Origin of the sequence: Chromohalobacter sp. HP20-39, from assembly GCF_033052815.1 — a bacterium.
Lineage (GTDB): Bacteria > Pseudomonadota > Gammaproteobacteria > Pseudomonadales > Halomonadaceae > Chromohalobacter.
Map to the genome: position 1 here is coordinate 390,783 of NZ_JAWHTP010000004.1, position 14,715 is coordinate 405,497.

Consider the following 14,715-nt stretch of genomic DNA (forward strand, 5'->3'; position numbering starts at 1 on the left):
CCGCATCGGGTACAGCCCTAGCCGCTGGCGGGCCAAGAGAGTGTGATGAGCCGTGAATAGCAAAAGACCCGTAAACTTAGACCTGACGACGATAAAATTTCCACTTCCCGCATTGACCTCCATTGCCCACCGCGTTACCGGTGTCATCCTCTTCGTAGGGTTGATCTTCGGTTTCTGGGCCCTCGACGCGTCACTCTCGTCTCCCGAAGGATTCGAAGCAGTGCGTGACACCCTCGCCAACAACGTGCTCGCCAAACTGATCGCCTGGGGATTGCTCTCGGCGCTGGGCTTTCACTTCGTGGCCGGCATCAAGCATCTGCTGATGGATGCAGGTATTGGCGTGGATCTAGAGGGTGGACATCGCAAGGCGCAGATCACGGTCGTGATCAGTGCCATCCTGGTGGTTCTGGCAGGAGTCTGGGTATGGTAACCAACATCACGAACCTCGGTCGTAGTGGCCTGTCCGATTGGCTGATTCAGCGCGTCTCGGCCATCATTCTGGCGGTCTATGCCGTTTTCATGGTCCTGTATCTACTGTTCCATCCGGGGCTCGATTACGCCACGTGGAGCGGTCTCTTCTCGCAGACCTGGATGCGCATCTTCTCCCTGCTGGCCTTTATTTCCATCGCGGCGCACGCATGGGTCGGGTTGTGGACGGTGTCCACCGACTATCTCAAGCAGGCGGGTGCACGCTTTGCATTTCAAGCGGTCGTCATGCTGGCCATCTTCGTTTTTCTGGTGTGGGGCGTTCAAGTCCTTTGGGGAGCCTAATCCATGTCCAATATGCGTAGCCTGACATTCGACGCAATCATCATCGGTGGCGGTGGCTCCGGCCTGCGTACCGCGCTCGAGCTGGCCAAGTCTGGCAAGAAGACCGCGGTGCTGTCCAAGGTCTTTCCGACGCGCTCGCACACCGTCTCCGCCCAAGGCGGCATCACCTGTGCCATCGCCTCCGCCGATCCCAATGACGATTGGCGTTGGCACATGTACGACACCGTCAAGGGCGGTGACTATATCGCCGACCAGGATGCCGCTGAGTATTTGTGTTCCGAAGGTCCCAAGGCGGTTTTCGAGCTGGAACACATGGGACTGCCGTTCTCGCGTTTCGATAACGGCCGCATCTATCAACGTCCCTTCGGTGGCCAGTCCAAGGACTTCGGCAAGGGCGGCCAGGCCGCGCGTACATGCGCCGCAGCCGACCGTACCGGCCATGCGTTGCTACATACGCTTTATCAGAACAACCTGAAAAATAATACCGTGTTCCTGAATGAATGGTACGCGGTGGATCTGGTCAAGAATGCCAATGGCGATGTGGTTGGCTGTATCGCCATGTGCATCGAGACCGGCGAAATCGTGCATATCAAGTCCAAGGCGACGGTGTTGGCGACCGGCGGCTCGGGCCGTATCTATGCGTCCACGACCAATGCGCTGATCAATACCGGTGACGGTATCGGCATGGCGCTTCGCGCCGGCTTCCCCATGCAGGACATGGAGATGTGGCAGTTCCATCCCACCGGCATTTACGGGGCGGGTGTCCTGGTCACCGAAGGCTGTCGTGGCGAGGGTGGCTACCTGATCAACAAGGACGGCGAGCGCTTCATGGAGCGTTATGCGCCGAACGCCAAGGATCTGGCCGGCCGCGATGTCGTGGCCCGCGCCATGGTCATGGAAATCCTCGAAGGGCGTGGTTGCGGTGAAAACGGTGATCACGTCATGCTCAAGCTCGATCACCTGGGTGAAGAGGTGCTGGGTAAGCGTCTGCCGGGCATCGTCGAGCTATCCAAGACCTTCGCCCATGTCGATCCCGCCACAGACCCGATTCCGGTCGTGCCGACGTGCCATTACATGATGGGCGGCGTGCCGACCAACGTCCACGGCCAGGCGATCATGCAGGACGCCGATGGCAACGATCAGATCGTCAACGGGTTGTTTGCCTGCGGCGAGGCGGCATGTGTTTCCGTACACGGTGCCAACCGTCTGGGCGGCAATTCACTGCTAGACTTGGTGGTCTTCGGCCGTGCCGCCGGCATGTTCATCGAAGAAGCGCTCAATGAAGGGGTCGATTACCTCGAGGCGGCTCAGTCCGATATTGACAGTGCCATGGCGCGCCTTAACCGCTGGGATGAATCGAGCGGTGGCGAGGCAATTCCTGATCTGCGTGCCGAACTTCAGGAGGTCATGCAGAACGATTTCGGTGTCTTTCGCCAGGAAGATACCATGCAGGAGGGCGTCAAGAAGCTGGCCGATCTCCGCGAGCGTATCGGTAACGCGCATCTGGCCGATAAATCCAATGCCTTCAACACCGCGCGTGTCGAAGCGCTGGAACTCGACAATCTGCTCGAGGTGGCGGAAGCCACGGCAATCTCCGCTCTGGACCGCAAGGAAAGCCGCGGCGCGCATTCGCGCTACGACTATCCGGATCGCGACGACGCCAATTGGCTCAAGCACTCCATGTACTTCCCGGTCGAGAAGCGGCTAGGGCAGCGTGACGTGAACTTTGCGCCGAAGACCGTCGAGACCTTCGAGCCGAAAATTCGCACCTACTAAGGGGTTGTCCAAGATGTCTATGCTTCAGATATCCATTTATCGCTACAACCCGGAAACCGATTCCGTGCCCTACATGCAGGAGTTCGAGCTGGACACGCAGGGCCGCGACATCATGGTTCTCAACGCGCTTGAAATGATCAAGCAGCAGGACAGTTCCATGGCGTATCGGCGTAGCTGCCGCGAAGGTGTTTGCGGTTCCGATGGCATGAACATGAACGGCAAGAATGGCCTGGCTTGCGTCACGCCGTTGTCCGAGGTGGTCAAGGGCAACAAGCTGGTGCTGCGCCCGCTTCCCGGTTTGCCAGTCATCCGTGATCTGGTAGTCGATATGGGGGTGTTCTACAAACAGTACGAGAGCATCCAGCCTTACCTGCAGAACGACACCAATCCACCGGCCACCGAACGTTTGCAGTCGCCGGAAGAGCGCGAAAAACTCGATGGGCTTTACGAGTGCATCCTGTGCGCCTGCTGCTCCACGGCCTGCCCCTCCTTCTGGTGGAACCCGGACAAGTTCGTAGGTCCGGCCGGCTTGCTACAGGCTTATCGCTTCCTCGCCGACTCGCGTGATACCGCAACGCGTGAGCGCCTGGCGCGGCTCGAAGATCCGTTCAGCCTGTTCCGGTGCCGTGGCATCATGAATTGTGTGGCGGTGTGCCCTAAAGGGCTCAATCCGACGCGTGCGATTGGCAAGATTCGTGAGATGTTACTGTCTAATGCCACTTAAATCGCGCCGCGTGGCTTGTTATCATTGGCAACAAGCCTACTCCTGCGGCATGGCGTCGCAGGAGCTGGTCCCGCGACCGTTGTAGCCGGTGCCTGGTGCACCGGCTTTTGACGATAAGTGGACCCCGGCGTCGCATGTGACGCCAACCTGCCCCGCAGGTTCCAAGTGACGCCGGCACGTCCGGGCGTGCCAGCGCCAAGAACACCCATCAGTGCATAGGGTGACCAAGAGATGCAAGAAGGCATAATGGAGTTGATGTGGCGCACTTCCCATGTCAGCGGCGGCAACGCCCACTACGTGGAAGCGCTCTACGAGCAATATCTCGTCGATCCCACTGAGGTTCCCGACGAATGGCGTAACTATTTCGATCAGTTACCTCGTCCGGAAGGCGCCCCCTCTCACGACGTTCCTCTCAGTCCGATTCGAGATCGGTTCTACCAGTTGGCCCAAAACCAGCGTGGCAAACCCGCCGCCAGTGTCGCCGACAGTAGCGAGAACAAGAAGCAGGTCAAGGTTCTCCAACTGATCAACGCATACCGCTTTCGTGGCCATCAGCGTGCCGATATAGACCCGCTGGGGCTGCGCAGCCCGACCCCGATTCCTGATCTGGATCTTTCCTTCCATCAGCTGACCGACGCTGACATGGAGACGTCCTTCCAGACCGGCTCACTGTTCCTGGGCAAGGACCAGGCGCCGCTCAAGGAAATCGTCGATGTCTTGGAGAAGACGTATTGCCGCAGTATTGGCTGCGAGTTCATGCATATCGTCAACACCGATGAGAAGCGTTGGCTGCAGCAACGCTTCGAATCGGTGCGCTCCAAGCCGGACTACAGCGTCGAGGTGCGCAAGCACATCCTCGAGCGTTTGACGGCTGCCGAAGGGCTGGAAAACTATCTCGCGTCCAAGTATCCAGGCACCAAACGCTTCGGCCTGGAAGGCGGTGAGACCTTCATCCCGATGGTTGACGAAATCATCCAGCGGACTGGCAATTATGGCACCAAGGAAGTCGTCATCGGTATGGCGCACCGGGGTCGCCTCAACCTGCTGGTCAACTTGCTGGGCAAGAGCCCGTCGGAACTTATCGACGAGTTCGATGGCAAGAAAGTCATCCAGCAAGGCTCAGGGGATGTGAAGTACCACCAGGGCTTCAGTTCCAACGTCATGACCGAAGGGGGCGAGGTTCACCTAGCATTGGCGTTCAACCCCTCGCACCTCGAGATCGTCTCGCCGGTGGTCGAAGGGTCCGTGCGTGCCCGTCAGGATCGTCGTGAAGACGGCGAGGGCACCAAGGTGCTACCGGTCGTGGTGCATGGCGATGCCGCTTTTGCCGGCCAGGGCGTGGTCATGGAGACATTCCAGATGTCCCAGACTCGCGGCTACAAGACCGGCGGCACCGTGCATATCGTCATCAACAACCAGGTCGGTTTCACCACGTCACGGCCCGATGACGCACGCTCCACGGAGTATTGCACCGATATTGCCAAGATGGTCCAGGCGCCGATCTTCCACGTGAACGGTGATGACCCCGAGGCGGTTGTGCATGCCACCCAGGTGGCCGTCGATTATCGTTACCAGTTCAACAAGGACGTGGTGATCGATCTCGTCTGCTACCGCAAGCGTGGCCACAACGAGGCTGATGAGCCTTCCGGCACCCAGCCGCTGATGTATCAGAAGATCAAGTCGCACAAGAGCTCTCGCGAACTCTATGTGGCGCGCCTTGTACAAGAAGGTATGCTCAGCGATGACGATGCAGCCGCCATGGTCGAGAAATATCGCGATGATCTGGTGGCGGGCAATCACGTTGCCAATGCGCTGGTCAAGGAGCCCAATACCGAGCTATTCGTCGACTGGACGCCTTATCTCGGGCACACCTGGACTGGCGACGCCGATACGTCGATCGACATGACGCGTATGCAGGCACTTGCCGCCAAGATGTGCGAGGTCCCCGAGGAAGTCGAGGTTCAGCGCCAGGTGGCCAAGATCTACGAGGATCGCCGCAAGATGGCCGCTGGTGACCTGGCTATCAACTGGGGCTTTGGCGAGACACTGGCGTATGCCACCTTGCTGGATGAAGGTCATCCGATTCGCTTGACGGGGCAGGACACGGGGCGCGGCACCTTCTCGCACCGCCATGCCGTCGTGCATAACCAGAAAGACGGTTCGACCTATGTACCGCTGGAGTACATCAAGGAAGACCAGCCGAATTTCACTATTCGCGATTCCCTCCTGTCCGAGGAAGCGGCATTGGCGTTCGAGTATGGGTATTCTACGACCGCGCCCAAGGCCTTGATCATTTGGGAAGCCCAGTTCGGCGACTTCACCAATGGAGCGCAGGTGGTGATCGACCAGTTCATCTCCTCCGGTGAGACGAAATGGGGACGGCTTTGCGGTCTCACCATGCTGTTACCGCATGGCTATGAAGGGCAGGGTCCCGAGCATTCCTCGGCGCGGCTCGAGCGTTTCCTGCAACTGTGCGCGGAACACAACATGCAGGTCTGCATGCCGACCACCCCTGCTCAGATTTTCCACCTGCTGCGTCGTCAGGTAATTCGCCCGCTGCGCAAGCCGCTGGTGATCATGTCGCCGAAGAGCCTGCTGCGTCACAAGGAAGCAACGTCGACGCTGGAAGATCTGTCCAACGGCCGTTTCGAAATGGTGTTGCCGGATCAAGGCAAGCGCGATGCAGAGAACGTCAAACGCGTGGTGTTGTGCTCAGGCAAGGTCTATTACGATCTGGCGAACTATCGTGCCGAAAATAGCAACGACGATGTCGCGATCGTGCGTTTGGAACAGATCTATCCTTTCCCCAAGGAAGAGCTGTATGAGGTCTTCAAGACCTACCCGAACCTCGAGCAGGTCGTGTGGTGCCAGGAAGAGCCTCTCAACCAGGGCGCTTGGTATCAGAGCCAGCATCACATGCGTCTGGTAGCCGACATGGTGAAGGAAGGCTTGGGACGTGATCTGAAGTTCGCAGGGCGTCCGGCATCCGCCGCGCCGGCATCCGGCTATATGTCCGTCCATGTTGAACAGCAGCGTCAGCTGGTGGAAGACGCCATTACTGGCTGAGGCGTTCTCCATCGGGATCGAGAGAAAACACTAAGGAAACGACATGGCTACTGAGATCAAAGCGCCGAATTTCCCGGAGTCCGTTGCCGAGGGCACCATCGCTACTTGGCACAAGAAGGTCGGTGACAGCGTTGAACGTGATGAGCTGATTGTCGAGATCGAGACGGACAAGGTCGTTCTCGAAGTCGTGGCGCCGGACGCTGGTACCGTGACCGAAATCAAGGTGGAAGAAGGCGATACGTGCGACTCTGAACAGGTGCTCGGAATGTTGGGCGCCGCGAGTGAAGGTGGCGGCGAAAAGCCCGCCAAGGACTCTAAATCCGCTGAGGGCTCTAAAAAAGAAGAGACCAGCGATAAGCAGGACGCGGCCGCCGCCAAGTCCGACGATGCCAAGCCGGCGGCGTCCGGCAAGCAGCATGACGTCAAGGCGCCGAGCTTCCCGGAATCCGTTCAGGAAGGCACCGTGGCTACCTGGCATAAGCAGGTAGGCGAAGCGGTGAAACGCGACGAAATCCTCGCGGACATCGAGACCGACAAGGTGGTGCTCGAAGTCGTCGCCCCGGCCGATGGTGCCCTGAGCGAGATCAAGGTGCAGGAAGGCGAGCAGGTCGAATCCGAAGCAGTGCTCGCATTGTTCGCCGAAGGCGCTGGCGGTGATGCGGGGGGGGGCGAATCTGCCGCATCCGGCGACACGGCAAGCGAGTCGAAAGACACCGGTGGCAGTGACGAAAAGGTCGGCGACAAGATTCTCGCGCCGGCGGCACGCAAGCTGGTCGCCGAGCATGACCTGGACGTCAACAAGATCGATGGCACCGGCAAGGGCGGTCGCATCCTCAAGGAGGACGTCCAGAAGGCCGTCAAGGACGGTTCCGCCAAGAAAAGTGCCAAGCCCGAGGGCGGTGACGTCAAGGCCGCCGCCGCGCCGGCGCCCGCCGTCGAAGGTGATCGTCCCGAGCAACGCGTGCCGATGAGCCGTTTGCGACAGACCATCGCCAAGCGTCTGGTGCAGGCGCAGCAGACCGCCGCCATGCTGACCACCTATAATGAGGTGGACATGAGTGCGGTGATGAACCTGCGCAGTCAGTACAAGGAAACCTTCCAGAAGGCGCACGATACCAAGCTCGGTTTCATGGGCTTCTTCGTCAAGGCGTGCACCGAGGCACTCAAGCGCTTCCCCGACGTGAACGCATCGATCGATGGCAGCGATATCGTCTATCACGGCTATCAGGACATCGGTGTTGCCGTGTCCACGCCGCGTGGCTTGGTCGTACCGGTACTGCGTGATACCGACAGCATGAAGCTCGCCGATGTCGAGAAGAGCATCGTCGACTTCGGCAAGCGCGGTCGCGACGGCAAGCTCGGCATTGAAGATATGCAGGGCGGTACCTTCACCATCACCAACGGCGGTATCTTCGGGTCGTTGCTGTCGACACCGATCATCAATCCGCCGCAGACCGCGATTCTGGGTATGCACAAGATCCAGGAGCGTCCGATGGCCGTCGATGGCAAGGTCGAGATTCGTCCGATGATGTATCTCGCCATCTCCTATGACCACCGCATGATTGACGGCAAGGACGCGGTGCAATTCCTGGTCACGATCAAGGAACTGCTCGAGGATCCCGCACGTTTCTTGCTCGACGTGTGATGGCTGTCGCCGAACAATGCGTTGCGACTAATTAAATGAATTCGAACAGGATGATTTCATGGCCGATAAATTCGATGTGATCGTTATTGGTGCCGGGCCTGGCGGGTACGTGGCGGCCATTCGCGCTGCTCAAATGGGCCTGAAGACCGCATGCGTCGAGAAGTGGGTCAACAAGGAAGGCAAGACCGTCCACGGGGGCACCTGCCTGAACGTGGGTTGCATTCCCTCGAAAGCCTTGCTGGAAACCTCTCACAAGTTCGTCGAAGCCCGCGATCATTACGCGGAGATCGGCATCGACGTGGGCGAGCCGACTCCCAACATCGCCAAGATGCAGGAGTTCAAGGAAGGCGTCATCGCCAAGAACGTGGGCGGCATCAGCGCGCTGTTCAAGGCCAATGGCGTCACGGCGCTGGAAGGCGCCGGTAAGGTCGTCTCCGCCAAGCAGGTCGAAGTCACCGGTCAAGATGGCGAGACGGCCACCTATGATGCCGAGAACATCGTGATTGCGTCCGGGTCCGTGCCGGTGGAGATTCCGCCGACGCCCTTGACTGAAGGCCTGATCGTCGACTCCAGCGGTGCGCTCGAATTCGACGAAGTGCCCAAGCGTCTCGGCGTGATCGGTGCCGGCGTCATCGGTCTGGAATTGGGCAGTGTCTGGAATCGTCTTGGCAGTGAAGTCACGGTCCTAGAGGCGATGGATGCCTTTCTGCCGATGGTCGACAAGGACATTGCCAAGGAAGGCCAGAAGCTGTTCAAGAAGCAGGGCATGGACATCAAGATGGGGGCTCGCGTGACGGGCTCCGAGATCAAGGATAAAGAAGTCGTGGTCAAGTACTCCGACGCTAACGGCGAGCAGGAGCAGACCTTCGACAAGCTGATCGTGTGTGTGGGACGTCGTCCCTACACCGAGGGCATCCTCAGCGATGATGTCGGCATCAAGCTCGATGAGCGCGGCTGCGTCTTCGTCGATGATGAATGCCGTACCAACGTGCCGGGCGTCTATGCCATCGGTGACGTGGTGCGCGGGCCGATGCTGGCGCACAAGGCCTCTGAAGAAGGCGTGATGGTGGCCGACATCATCGCCGGTCATAAAGCTGAGATGAACTACGATGCGATCCCCAGCGTGATCTATACCTCGCCGGAAGTCGCGTGGGTCGGCATGAACGAGCAGGACGCGAAAGAAGCCGGTATCGAGGTCAAGACCGGTTCCTTCCCGTTCTCCGCCAACGGACGTGCACTGGCCAACAATGCGTCGGAAGGGATGGCCAAGGTCATTGCCGATGCCGAGACCGACCGCATCCTGGGGCTGCACATCATCAGTCAGCATGCCGGGGAACTCATTGCGCAAGGCGTCATCGCTATGGAATTCGGCTCCAGTGCCGAAGACCTGGCCCTGACCTGCTATGCGCATCCGAGCACTTCGGAAGCCGTGCACGAAGCGGCGTTGGCAGTGGATGGTCACGCCATTCACATGGCCAACCGCAAGAAGCGCAAATAAGCGCTTCGAGGAGCGTTTCAGCGTAGAGACGCGTCGCTTACCGCCGAGGCGGAAGCGAACAGGGGTGGCGATGGCCTGAGGCCGTAAAAGGTCGAGGCTATCGCCACCATTCGAGTCACATGCAACCAATGGCATGACACGATGAACCTTCACGAGTATCAGAGCAAACAGCTGTTTGCCGATTATGGTCTACCGGTGTCCAAGGGTTTCGCCGTGGATACCCCCGAAGAAGCTGCCGATGCGTGCAAGAAGATCGGCGGTGACAAGTGGGTCGTCAAGGCCCAGGTTCACGCCGGTGGCCGTGGCAAGGCGGGCGGCGTCAAGCTGGTCGAAAGTGCCGCGGATGCCAAGGCGTTCGCCGAAAAATGGCTGGGCGAGAACCTGGTGACCTTCCAGACTGATGAAAAGGGTCAACCGGTCACCAAGATTCTGGTCGAAAACTGCACCGATATCGCCAACGAGCTTTATCTGGGCGCCGTCGTCGATCGCGGCACGCGGCGTATCGTTTTCATGGCCTCCACTGAAGGCGGCGTTGAAATCGAGAAGGTCGCCGAAGAGACGCCCGAGAAGATCCTCAAGGCTGAAGTCGATCCGCTGGTCGGCGCTCAGCCGTATCAGGCGCGTGAACTGGCGTTTGCCTTGGGCCTGGAAGGCGCACAGATCAAGCAGTTCACCAAGATCTTCCTGGGCCTGGCCAAGCTGTTCGAGGAAAAAGACCTCGCGTTGCTCGAGATCAACCCGCTGGTGATCAACGACAGTGGCGACCTGCACTGCCTGGATGCCAAGATCGGCCTCGATGGCAATGCGTTGTATCGTCATCCCGATCTGCAAGCCATGCGTGACCCGTCTCAGGAAGACGAGCGTGAGGCGCACGCCCAGGCGTGGGAACTCAACTACGTCGCTCTGGAAGGCAACATCGGCTGCATGGTCAATGGCGCCGGCCTGGCCATGGGCACCATGGACATCATCAAGCTCAACGGCGGGCAGCCGGCCAACTTCCTGGATGTTGGCGGCGGGGCCACCGAAGAGCGCGTCGGTGAAGCCTTCAAGATCATCCTCTCCGACGATTCCGTGAAGGCCGTTCTGGTCAACATCTTCGGCGGTATCGTGCGTTGCGACATGATCGCCGAGGGCATCATCGGTGCCGTCGAGCAGGTCGGTGTCAACGTACCGGTCGTGGTGCGTCTCGAGGGCAACAACGCCGAGCTGGGTGCCGAGAAATTGGCCTCCAGTGGACTGAATATCATCGCTGCTACCAGCTTGACCGACGCGGCCCAGCAGGTCGTCAAAGCAGCGGAGGGCAAGTAATGAGTATCCTGATCGACAAAAGCACCAAGGTCATCTGCCAAGGCTTCACCGGTGGCCAGGGGACCTTCCACTCCGAGCAGGCGATTGCCTACGGTACCCAGATGGTGGGTGGCGTGACGCCGGGCAAAGGTGGCCAGACGCACCTCGGCCTGCCGGTGTTCAACACCGTCAAGGAAGCCGTCGACACGACCGGTGCCGAAGCCTCCGTGATCTACGTGCCCGCGCCGTTCTGCAAGGACTCCATCCTTGAGGCCGCCAATGCCGGCATCAAGCTGATCGTGTGCATCACCGAGGGGATTCCGACCCTCGATATGCTCGACGTCAAGGTCAAGTGCGACGAGTTGGGCGTGCGCCTGATCGGTCCGAACTGCCCGGGCGTGATCACGCCGGGCGAGACCAAGATCGGCATCATGCCGGGGCATATCCACAAGCCCGGCAAGGTCGGCATCGTGTCGCGCTCCGGCACCTTGACCTATGAAGCCGTCAAGCAGACCACCGATCATGGCTTTGGCCAGTCCACTTGCGTGGGCATCGGCGGCGACCCGATCCCGGGCTCCACCTTCATCGATATTCTCGAGAAGTTCGAGCAGGATCCGCAGACCGAAGCCATCGTGATGATCGGCGAAATCGGCGGTACCGCCGAGGAAGAAGCCGCGGCGTACATCAAGGAGCACGTCTCCAAGCCGGTGGTCTCCTACATCGCGGGCGTGACGGCGCCTCCCGGCAAGCGCATGGGCCATGCCGGTGCCATCATCGCGGGTGGCAAGGGCACGGCGGACGAGAAGTTCGCGGCGCTTGAATCTGCGGGCGTCAAGACCGTGCGTTCGCTCGCCGAGATCGGCGATGCGCTGAAGGAAGCGACTGGCTGGTAAGTCGCTTCCAGTCCCGGCGGCGCATACGCGGCCGGGCGGCGAGCATGACGAAGGGCATCCCCACGGGGATGCCCTTCGTCGTTTCAGGTGCTGTACGAAAACGGCCGTAGTCGTTCGTAAAAAGGCAGTCGTTCGTAAAAGGAGAGTGATTACCGACGCGATAACAGTCTGGCGAAGGTTCGCCCGGCCATTGCCAGGAAGACCGGTGCGCCAGCGATGAGGTAGAAGTAGTAGGTCACGAAGCGCCAGATGAGCACGGCTGCAGCGGCGCTTTGCGTGCCGATCAACGGCGTCAGTAGTGCAGTGGAGGTCAACTCGGCGCCGCCTGCACCGCCTGGGAGAAAGCTTAGCTGTCCGGCCGCCATGGAGACCATTTGCACCAGAAAGGTCCAGGCCCAGTCGATATGCGCGCCGAGTCCTTTCACGGCCAGGTAAAGTACGCTATAGCGCAGCATCCAGTGTGCACAACACAAGGCGAAGACCGCCAGCAGCGTTAGGCGAGGGAGGCGTAGCGTCTCAATCAAAGCATTGCGGAAATGCAGTAGCCGCCGGGCTAAACCAAAACGAGCCTTACGACGAACATTGAGACGCTCGAGCCAACCGCCGGTTACCTGCAGCACACGCGTATAATGGCGTATGATCAGCCACAGCAGTAAGAAAGCGCACACCAGCAATAAGGACGGCAGGCCCACCATCCATCCGAGCTTGAGGTCAATGGCCTCGATGACGACATAGAGTGCGACGCCGATCAGTGCGGACAGGAAGAACAGCAAGTCAGTGAGCTGATCGACGGCAAAGATGGCGGTGGTTTGCGCGGGACGAACGCCGCGCCGGGCCAGCAAGGCAAGTAGCGTGAGCAAGCCGCCAGTGCCGCCGGGGGTGGCGCAGATGGCAAACTCAGTAGACATCACGATGCCCACCGCGCGCGTCTGGCCGAGGCGCCCGGCCCGCCCAGCCAGCAGCAAGCGAAGCCGCAAGGCATTGATGTTCCAGCAGATGACGATCAGCAGCAGCATGAACGCCAGTTGCTGCAAGGGAAACGCGGCGAGCTCGCCGAAAAGCGCGCGCCCTCCGAATAACAGCGGAATGCTGATGGCCGCCGCTAACCCGATAACCAGCAATATCACCAGGCGCTTCATGCGGCGTGCTGCTCCCTCCGGCGTTGCCCCGCCACCCAATCGCACTTGGTGATGGGGCGCCGTCCTTCGTGGATCAGGCGCTCCAGGACAGCGAGCCAGTATGCCTGAACGCTGGCATGGCGCATGTCCACAGGATGCAGTCCCAGGCGCAGTAGCGGCGCCTGGCGGCTCCGCCAGCGCTGCGTTTCGCTGACCAGGCGTGACAGACCACGACGCCAAGCGCTACGGGCACTCCACACCAGGCCCGGTGCCTCGAGGCGCGTGAAGTCGGGCAGCGTATATAGATGTTGCGGGTCGCTGGTGTAGTAGAAGTCGCGCTGGGCCAGTGCTCGACGCGTCCCTTGGCTCATGAGCCAAGCCGGCGCCACGAAGCCGGTGAGTGGCCAGCCCTGGGATCGAAAGAGTTCTATGCCCTTGTCCAGCCGCCGTCCCGCCTCGTGTTCGTCGAGGGCATAGAACTCGCCTTCCCACGTGTATAAGCGCCGCATGAACCAGTCGCGAGGCGTGCGCGGCGAGGGCGAATCGTCGCAGTGGTAATAGCCGTGCAACGCCAGTTCATCGCCCATCGCGAGGCGGTGTTGCAAGTGCTCGAGGAAGGCGCCATCGCGGCGACAATCGCTGCGATGGTGAAAATCAGGCACTACCAGCCAGGTAATCGGGATTGGGCCGTATCGACGTGCCAGGGCGTCGACCTTGGCCACGAAATCGACATAGTCGGGCCAGGTTTCCGGCGCGACATCGTGGAGGACGAGGGCAAGGTGGCGATCATCCATGCTGAAGACTCTCGGTATTGACGCGTTGTCCGGTCAATTCACGATAATGATGCATCAGGCTGGAGACCACGATATCCCAATCGTGATGGCGTTCGACATGTAAGCGGGCACGGCGCCCTTGTTCCTCGGGCGCATTGGCGCAGAGTTCATGCACGGCACGCGCCATGTCCTCTACCGAGTGGGGCTCACAGAGTAGCCCGCAGCCGAGGGGAACGTTCTCGGCCAGGGCACCGGCACGCGCCGCGACGACCGGAATGCCACTCGCCATGGCTTCCAGGGCGACCAGGCCGAAGGTTTCCTGGGTACCGGCATGCAGTAGCATGTCGCTGCTGGCCAGCCATTCGGCGACCTCGGCGGTGGCCGTATAGTGACCGATGACGCTGACGTTGTCGGGAACGCGTTGCGGCATCTGTGGCCCGATCAACAGCAGGTGGTAACCCTTGCCGAGACGCCTAGCGGTCTCCAGCAGGACCGGCAGGTTCTTCTCGCGCGAGCCGCGTCCCACGAAGATCAGCAGGCGGGTATCATCGTCGAGACCCAAGCGCTGGCGGTAGGTATCTTGGCGGCGCTGGGGCGAGAAAGCCTTCAAGTCGACACCTAGCGGCTGCAGGGCGACATTGTCGAGGCCGAGGCCACGCAGTTTATCGGCGATGACGCGGCTCGGCGCGAGGATGCGATCGCAACGCCCATAGAGGTTTTCGACATAGCGCTCGAGAGCCATGCGTGTCCAATTTCCGAGACGATTGCCGATCAGGCGAGGCAGGTCGGAATGATAAAACCCTACCACGGGCACATCCAAGGTCCGACCGGCGTCGAGCGCGGCCCAAGCGGTGACGTAAGGGTCGCCGGCCTCGATGAGATCCGGTGCCAGTTGGGTAAGCTCGCGTCGCCAGCCCTCGCGTTTTAGAGGAAAACGATAACCTTGGCCGAAGGGGAGCGGTGGTGCGGGGATTTCATGAATGGACTCACTGATCGCATGGCGCGCGCCGGGGACCAAGAGGCTGGACCTCACTCCAGGCAGTTGTGCCAAACGGTTGCGCTTGGCTTCGAGATAGGTCCGCACCCCGCCGCTGGCAGGGGCGTAGAACATCGTGATATCGGCGATATGCAAGGCGTGACTCCTTGAAACCTTCCCGGTTGGTT

At 60.2% G+C, this 14,715-nt stretch carries 12 protein-coding genes; 9 read left to right on the top strand and 3 right to left on the bottom strand.

Annotated features, from left to right (window positions below):
- Positions 1 to 52 precede the first annotated feature (52 nt).
- The 9 genes from sdhC (at position 53) to sucD (ending at position 11,660) form a co-directional block, all read left to right on the top strand.
- Positions 53 to 430, top strand: coding sequence for a succinate dehydrogenase, cytochrome b556 subunit (gene sdhC / locus RVY79_RS11270; RefSeq protein ID WP_317464231.1), 378 nt, complete (start codon positions 53 to 55; stop codon positions 428 to 430).
- Positions 424 to 771, top strand: coding sequence for a succinate dehydrogenase, hydrophobic membrane anchor protein (sdhD, locus tag RVY79_RS11275; protein ID WP_040244087.1), 348 nt, complete (start codon positions 424 to 426; stop codon positions 769 to 771). The genes sdhC and sdhD overlap by 7 nt, the downstream gene beginning before the upstream one ends.
- A gap of 3 nt (positions 772 to 774) precedes the next feature.
- Positions 775 to 2,547, top strand: a complete 1,773-nt coding sequence (gene sdhA, locus RVY79_RS11280) for a succinate dehydrogenase flavoprotein subunit (RefSeq protein WP_317464234.1) — start codon at positions 775 to 777, stop codon at positions 2,545 to 2,547.
- A gap of 19 nt (positions 2,548 to 2,566) precedes the next feature.
- Positions 2,567 to 3,271: a succinate dehydrogenase iron-sulfur subunit gene (locus tag RVY79_RS11285; protein WP_317464235.1), complete on the top strand. Its 705-nt coding sequence runs from the start codon at positions 2,567 to 2,569 to the stop codon at positions 3,269 to 3,271.
- A 231-nt stretch (positions 3,272 to 3,502) separates the two neighbouring features.
- On the top strand, positions 3,503 to 6,337 hold the full coding sequence (locus RVY79_RS11290; RefSeq protein ID WP_317464236.1) for a 2-oxoglutarate dehydrogenase E1 component: 2,835 nt from the start codon (positions 3,503 to 3,505) through the stop codon (positions 6,335 to 6,337).
- A 43-nt stretch (positions 6,338 to 6,380) separates the two neighbouring features.
- Complete coding sequence (gene odhB, locus RVY79_RS11295) at positions 6,381 to 7,982, top strand: 2-oxoglutarate dehydrogenase complex dihydrolipoyllysine-residue succinyltransferase (RefSeq protein ID WP_317464237.1); 1,602 nt, start codon at positions 6,381 to 6,383, stop codon at positions 7,980 to 7,982.
- A gap of 58 nt (positions 7,983 to 8,040) precedes the next feature.
- Entirely contained in the window at positions 8,041 to 9,480 is a 1,440-nt protein-coding gene (lpdA, locus tag RVY79_RS11300; protein ID WP_317464238.1) for a dihydrolipoyl dehydrogenase, read from the top strand.
- A gap of 141 nt (positions 9,481 to 9,621) precedes the next feature.
- The gene (gene sucC, locus RVY79_RS11305; RefSeq protein ID WP_317464239.1) at positions 9,622 to 10,788 is read left to right on the top strand and encodes an ADP-forming succinate--CoA ligase subunit beta; all 1,167 of its coding nucleotides are present in this window, start codon (positions 9,622 to 9,624) and stop codon (positions 10,786 to 10,788) included.
- Entirely contained in the window at positions 10,788 to 11,660 is an 873-nt protein-coding gene (gene sucD / locus RVY79_RS11310; protein WP_040244074.1) for a succinate--CoA ligase subunit alpha, read from the top strand. The genes sucC and sucD overlap by 1 nt, the downstream gene beginning before the upstream one ends.
- Before the next feature lie 149 nt (positions 11,661 to 11,809).
- On the opposite strand, the gene RVY79_RS11315 is transcribed toward sucD, so the two are convergent.
- The 3 genes from RVY79_RS11315 to RVY79_RS11325 are packed head-to-tail and all read right to left on the bottom strand — an operon-like array spanning position 11,810 to position 14,683.
- A complete protein-coding gene (locus tag RVY79_RS11315) occupies positions 11,810 to 12,799 on the bottom strand; it encodes a lysylphosphatidylglycerol synthase transmembrane domain-containing protein (RefSeq protein WP_317464241.1) in 990 nt (329 codons plus the stop codon).
- Entirely contained in the window at positions 12,796 to 13,572 is a 777-nt protein-coding gene (locus tag RVY79_RS11320) for a polysaccharide deacetylase family protein (protein WP_317464243.1), read from the bottom strand. The genes RVY79_RS11315 and RVY79_RS11320 overlap by 4 nt, the downstream gene beginning before the upstream one ends.
- A complete protein-coding gene (locus RVY79_RS11325) occupies positions 13,565 to 14,683 on the bottom strand; it encodes a glycosyltransferase family 1 protein (protein WP_317464245.1) in 1,119 nt (372 codons plus the stop codon). The genes RVY79_RS11320 and RVY79_RS11325 overlap by 8 nt, the downstream gene beginning before the upstream one ends.
- Between the last annotated feature and the right edge of the window lie 32 nt (positions 14,684 to 14,715).

Bases quoted from the DNA above. Each gene is read 5' to 3' on its own strand.
- sucC (WP_317464239.1), top strand. From the start codon at position 9,622: ATGAACCTTCACGAGTATCAGAGCAAACAGCTGTTTGCCGATTATGGT.
- sucD (WP_040244074.1), top strand. From the start codon at position 10,788: ATGAGTATCCTGATCGACAAAAGCACCAAGGTCATCTGCCAAGGCTTC.
- RVY79_RS11285 (WP_317464235.1), top strand. From the start codon at position 2,567: ATGCTTCAGATATCCATTTATCGCTACAACCCGGAAACCGATTCCGTG.
- sdhD (WP_040244087.1), top strand. From the start codon at position 424: ATGGTAACCAACATCACGAACCTCGGTCGTAGTGGCCTGTCCGATTGG.
- RVY79_RS11315 (WP_317464241.1), bottom strand. From the start codon at position 12,799: ATGAAGCGCCTGGTGATATTGCTGGTTATCGGGTTAGCGGCGGCCATC.
- RVY79_RS11290 (WP_317464236.1), top strand. From the start codon at position 3,503: ATGCAAGAAGGCATAATGGAGTTGATGTGGCGCACTTCCCATGTCAGC.
- sdhA (WP_317464234.1), top strand. From the start codon at position 775: ATGTCCAATATGCGTAGCCTGACATTCGACGCAATCATCATCGGTGGC.
- RVY79_RS11320 (WP_317464243.1), bottom strand. From the start codon at position 13,572: ATGGATGATCGCCACCTTGCCCTCGTCCTCCACGATGTCGCGCCGGAA.
- odhB (WP_317464237.1), top strand. From the start codon at position 6,381: ATGGCTACTGAGATCAAAGCGCCGAATTTCCCGGAGTCCGTTGCCGAG.
- lpdA (WP_317464238.1), top strand. From the start codon at position 8,041: ATGGCCGATAAATTCGATGTGATCGTTATTGGTGCCGGGCCTGGCGGG.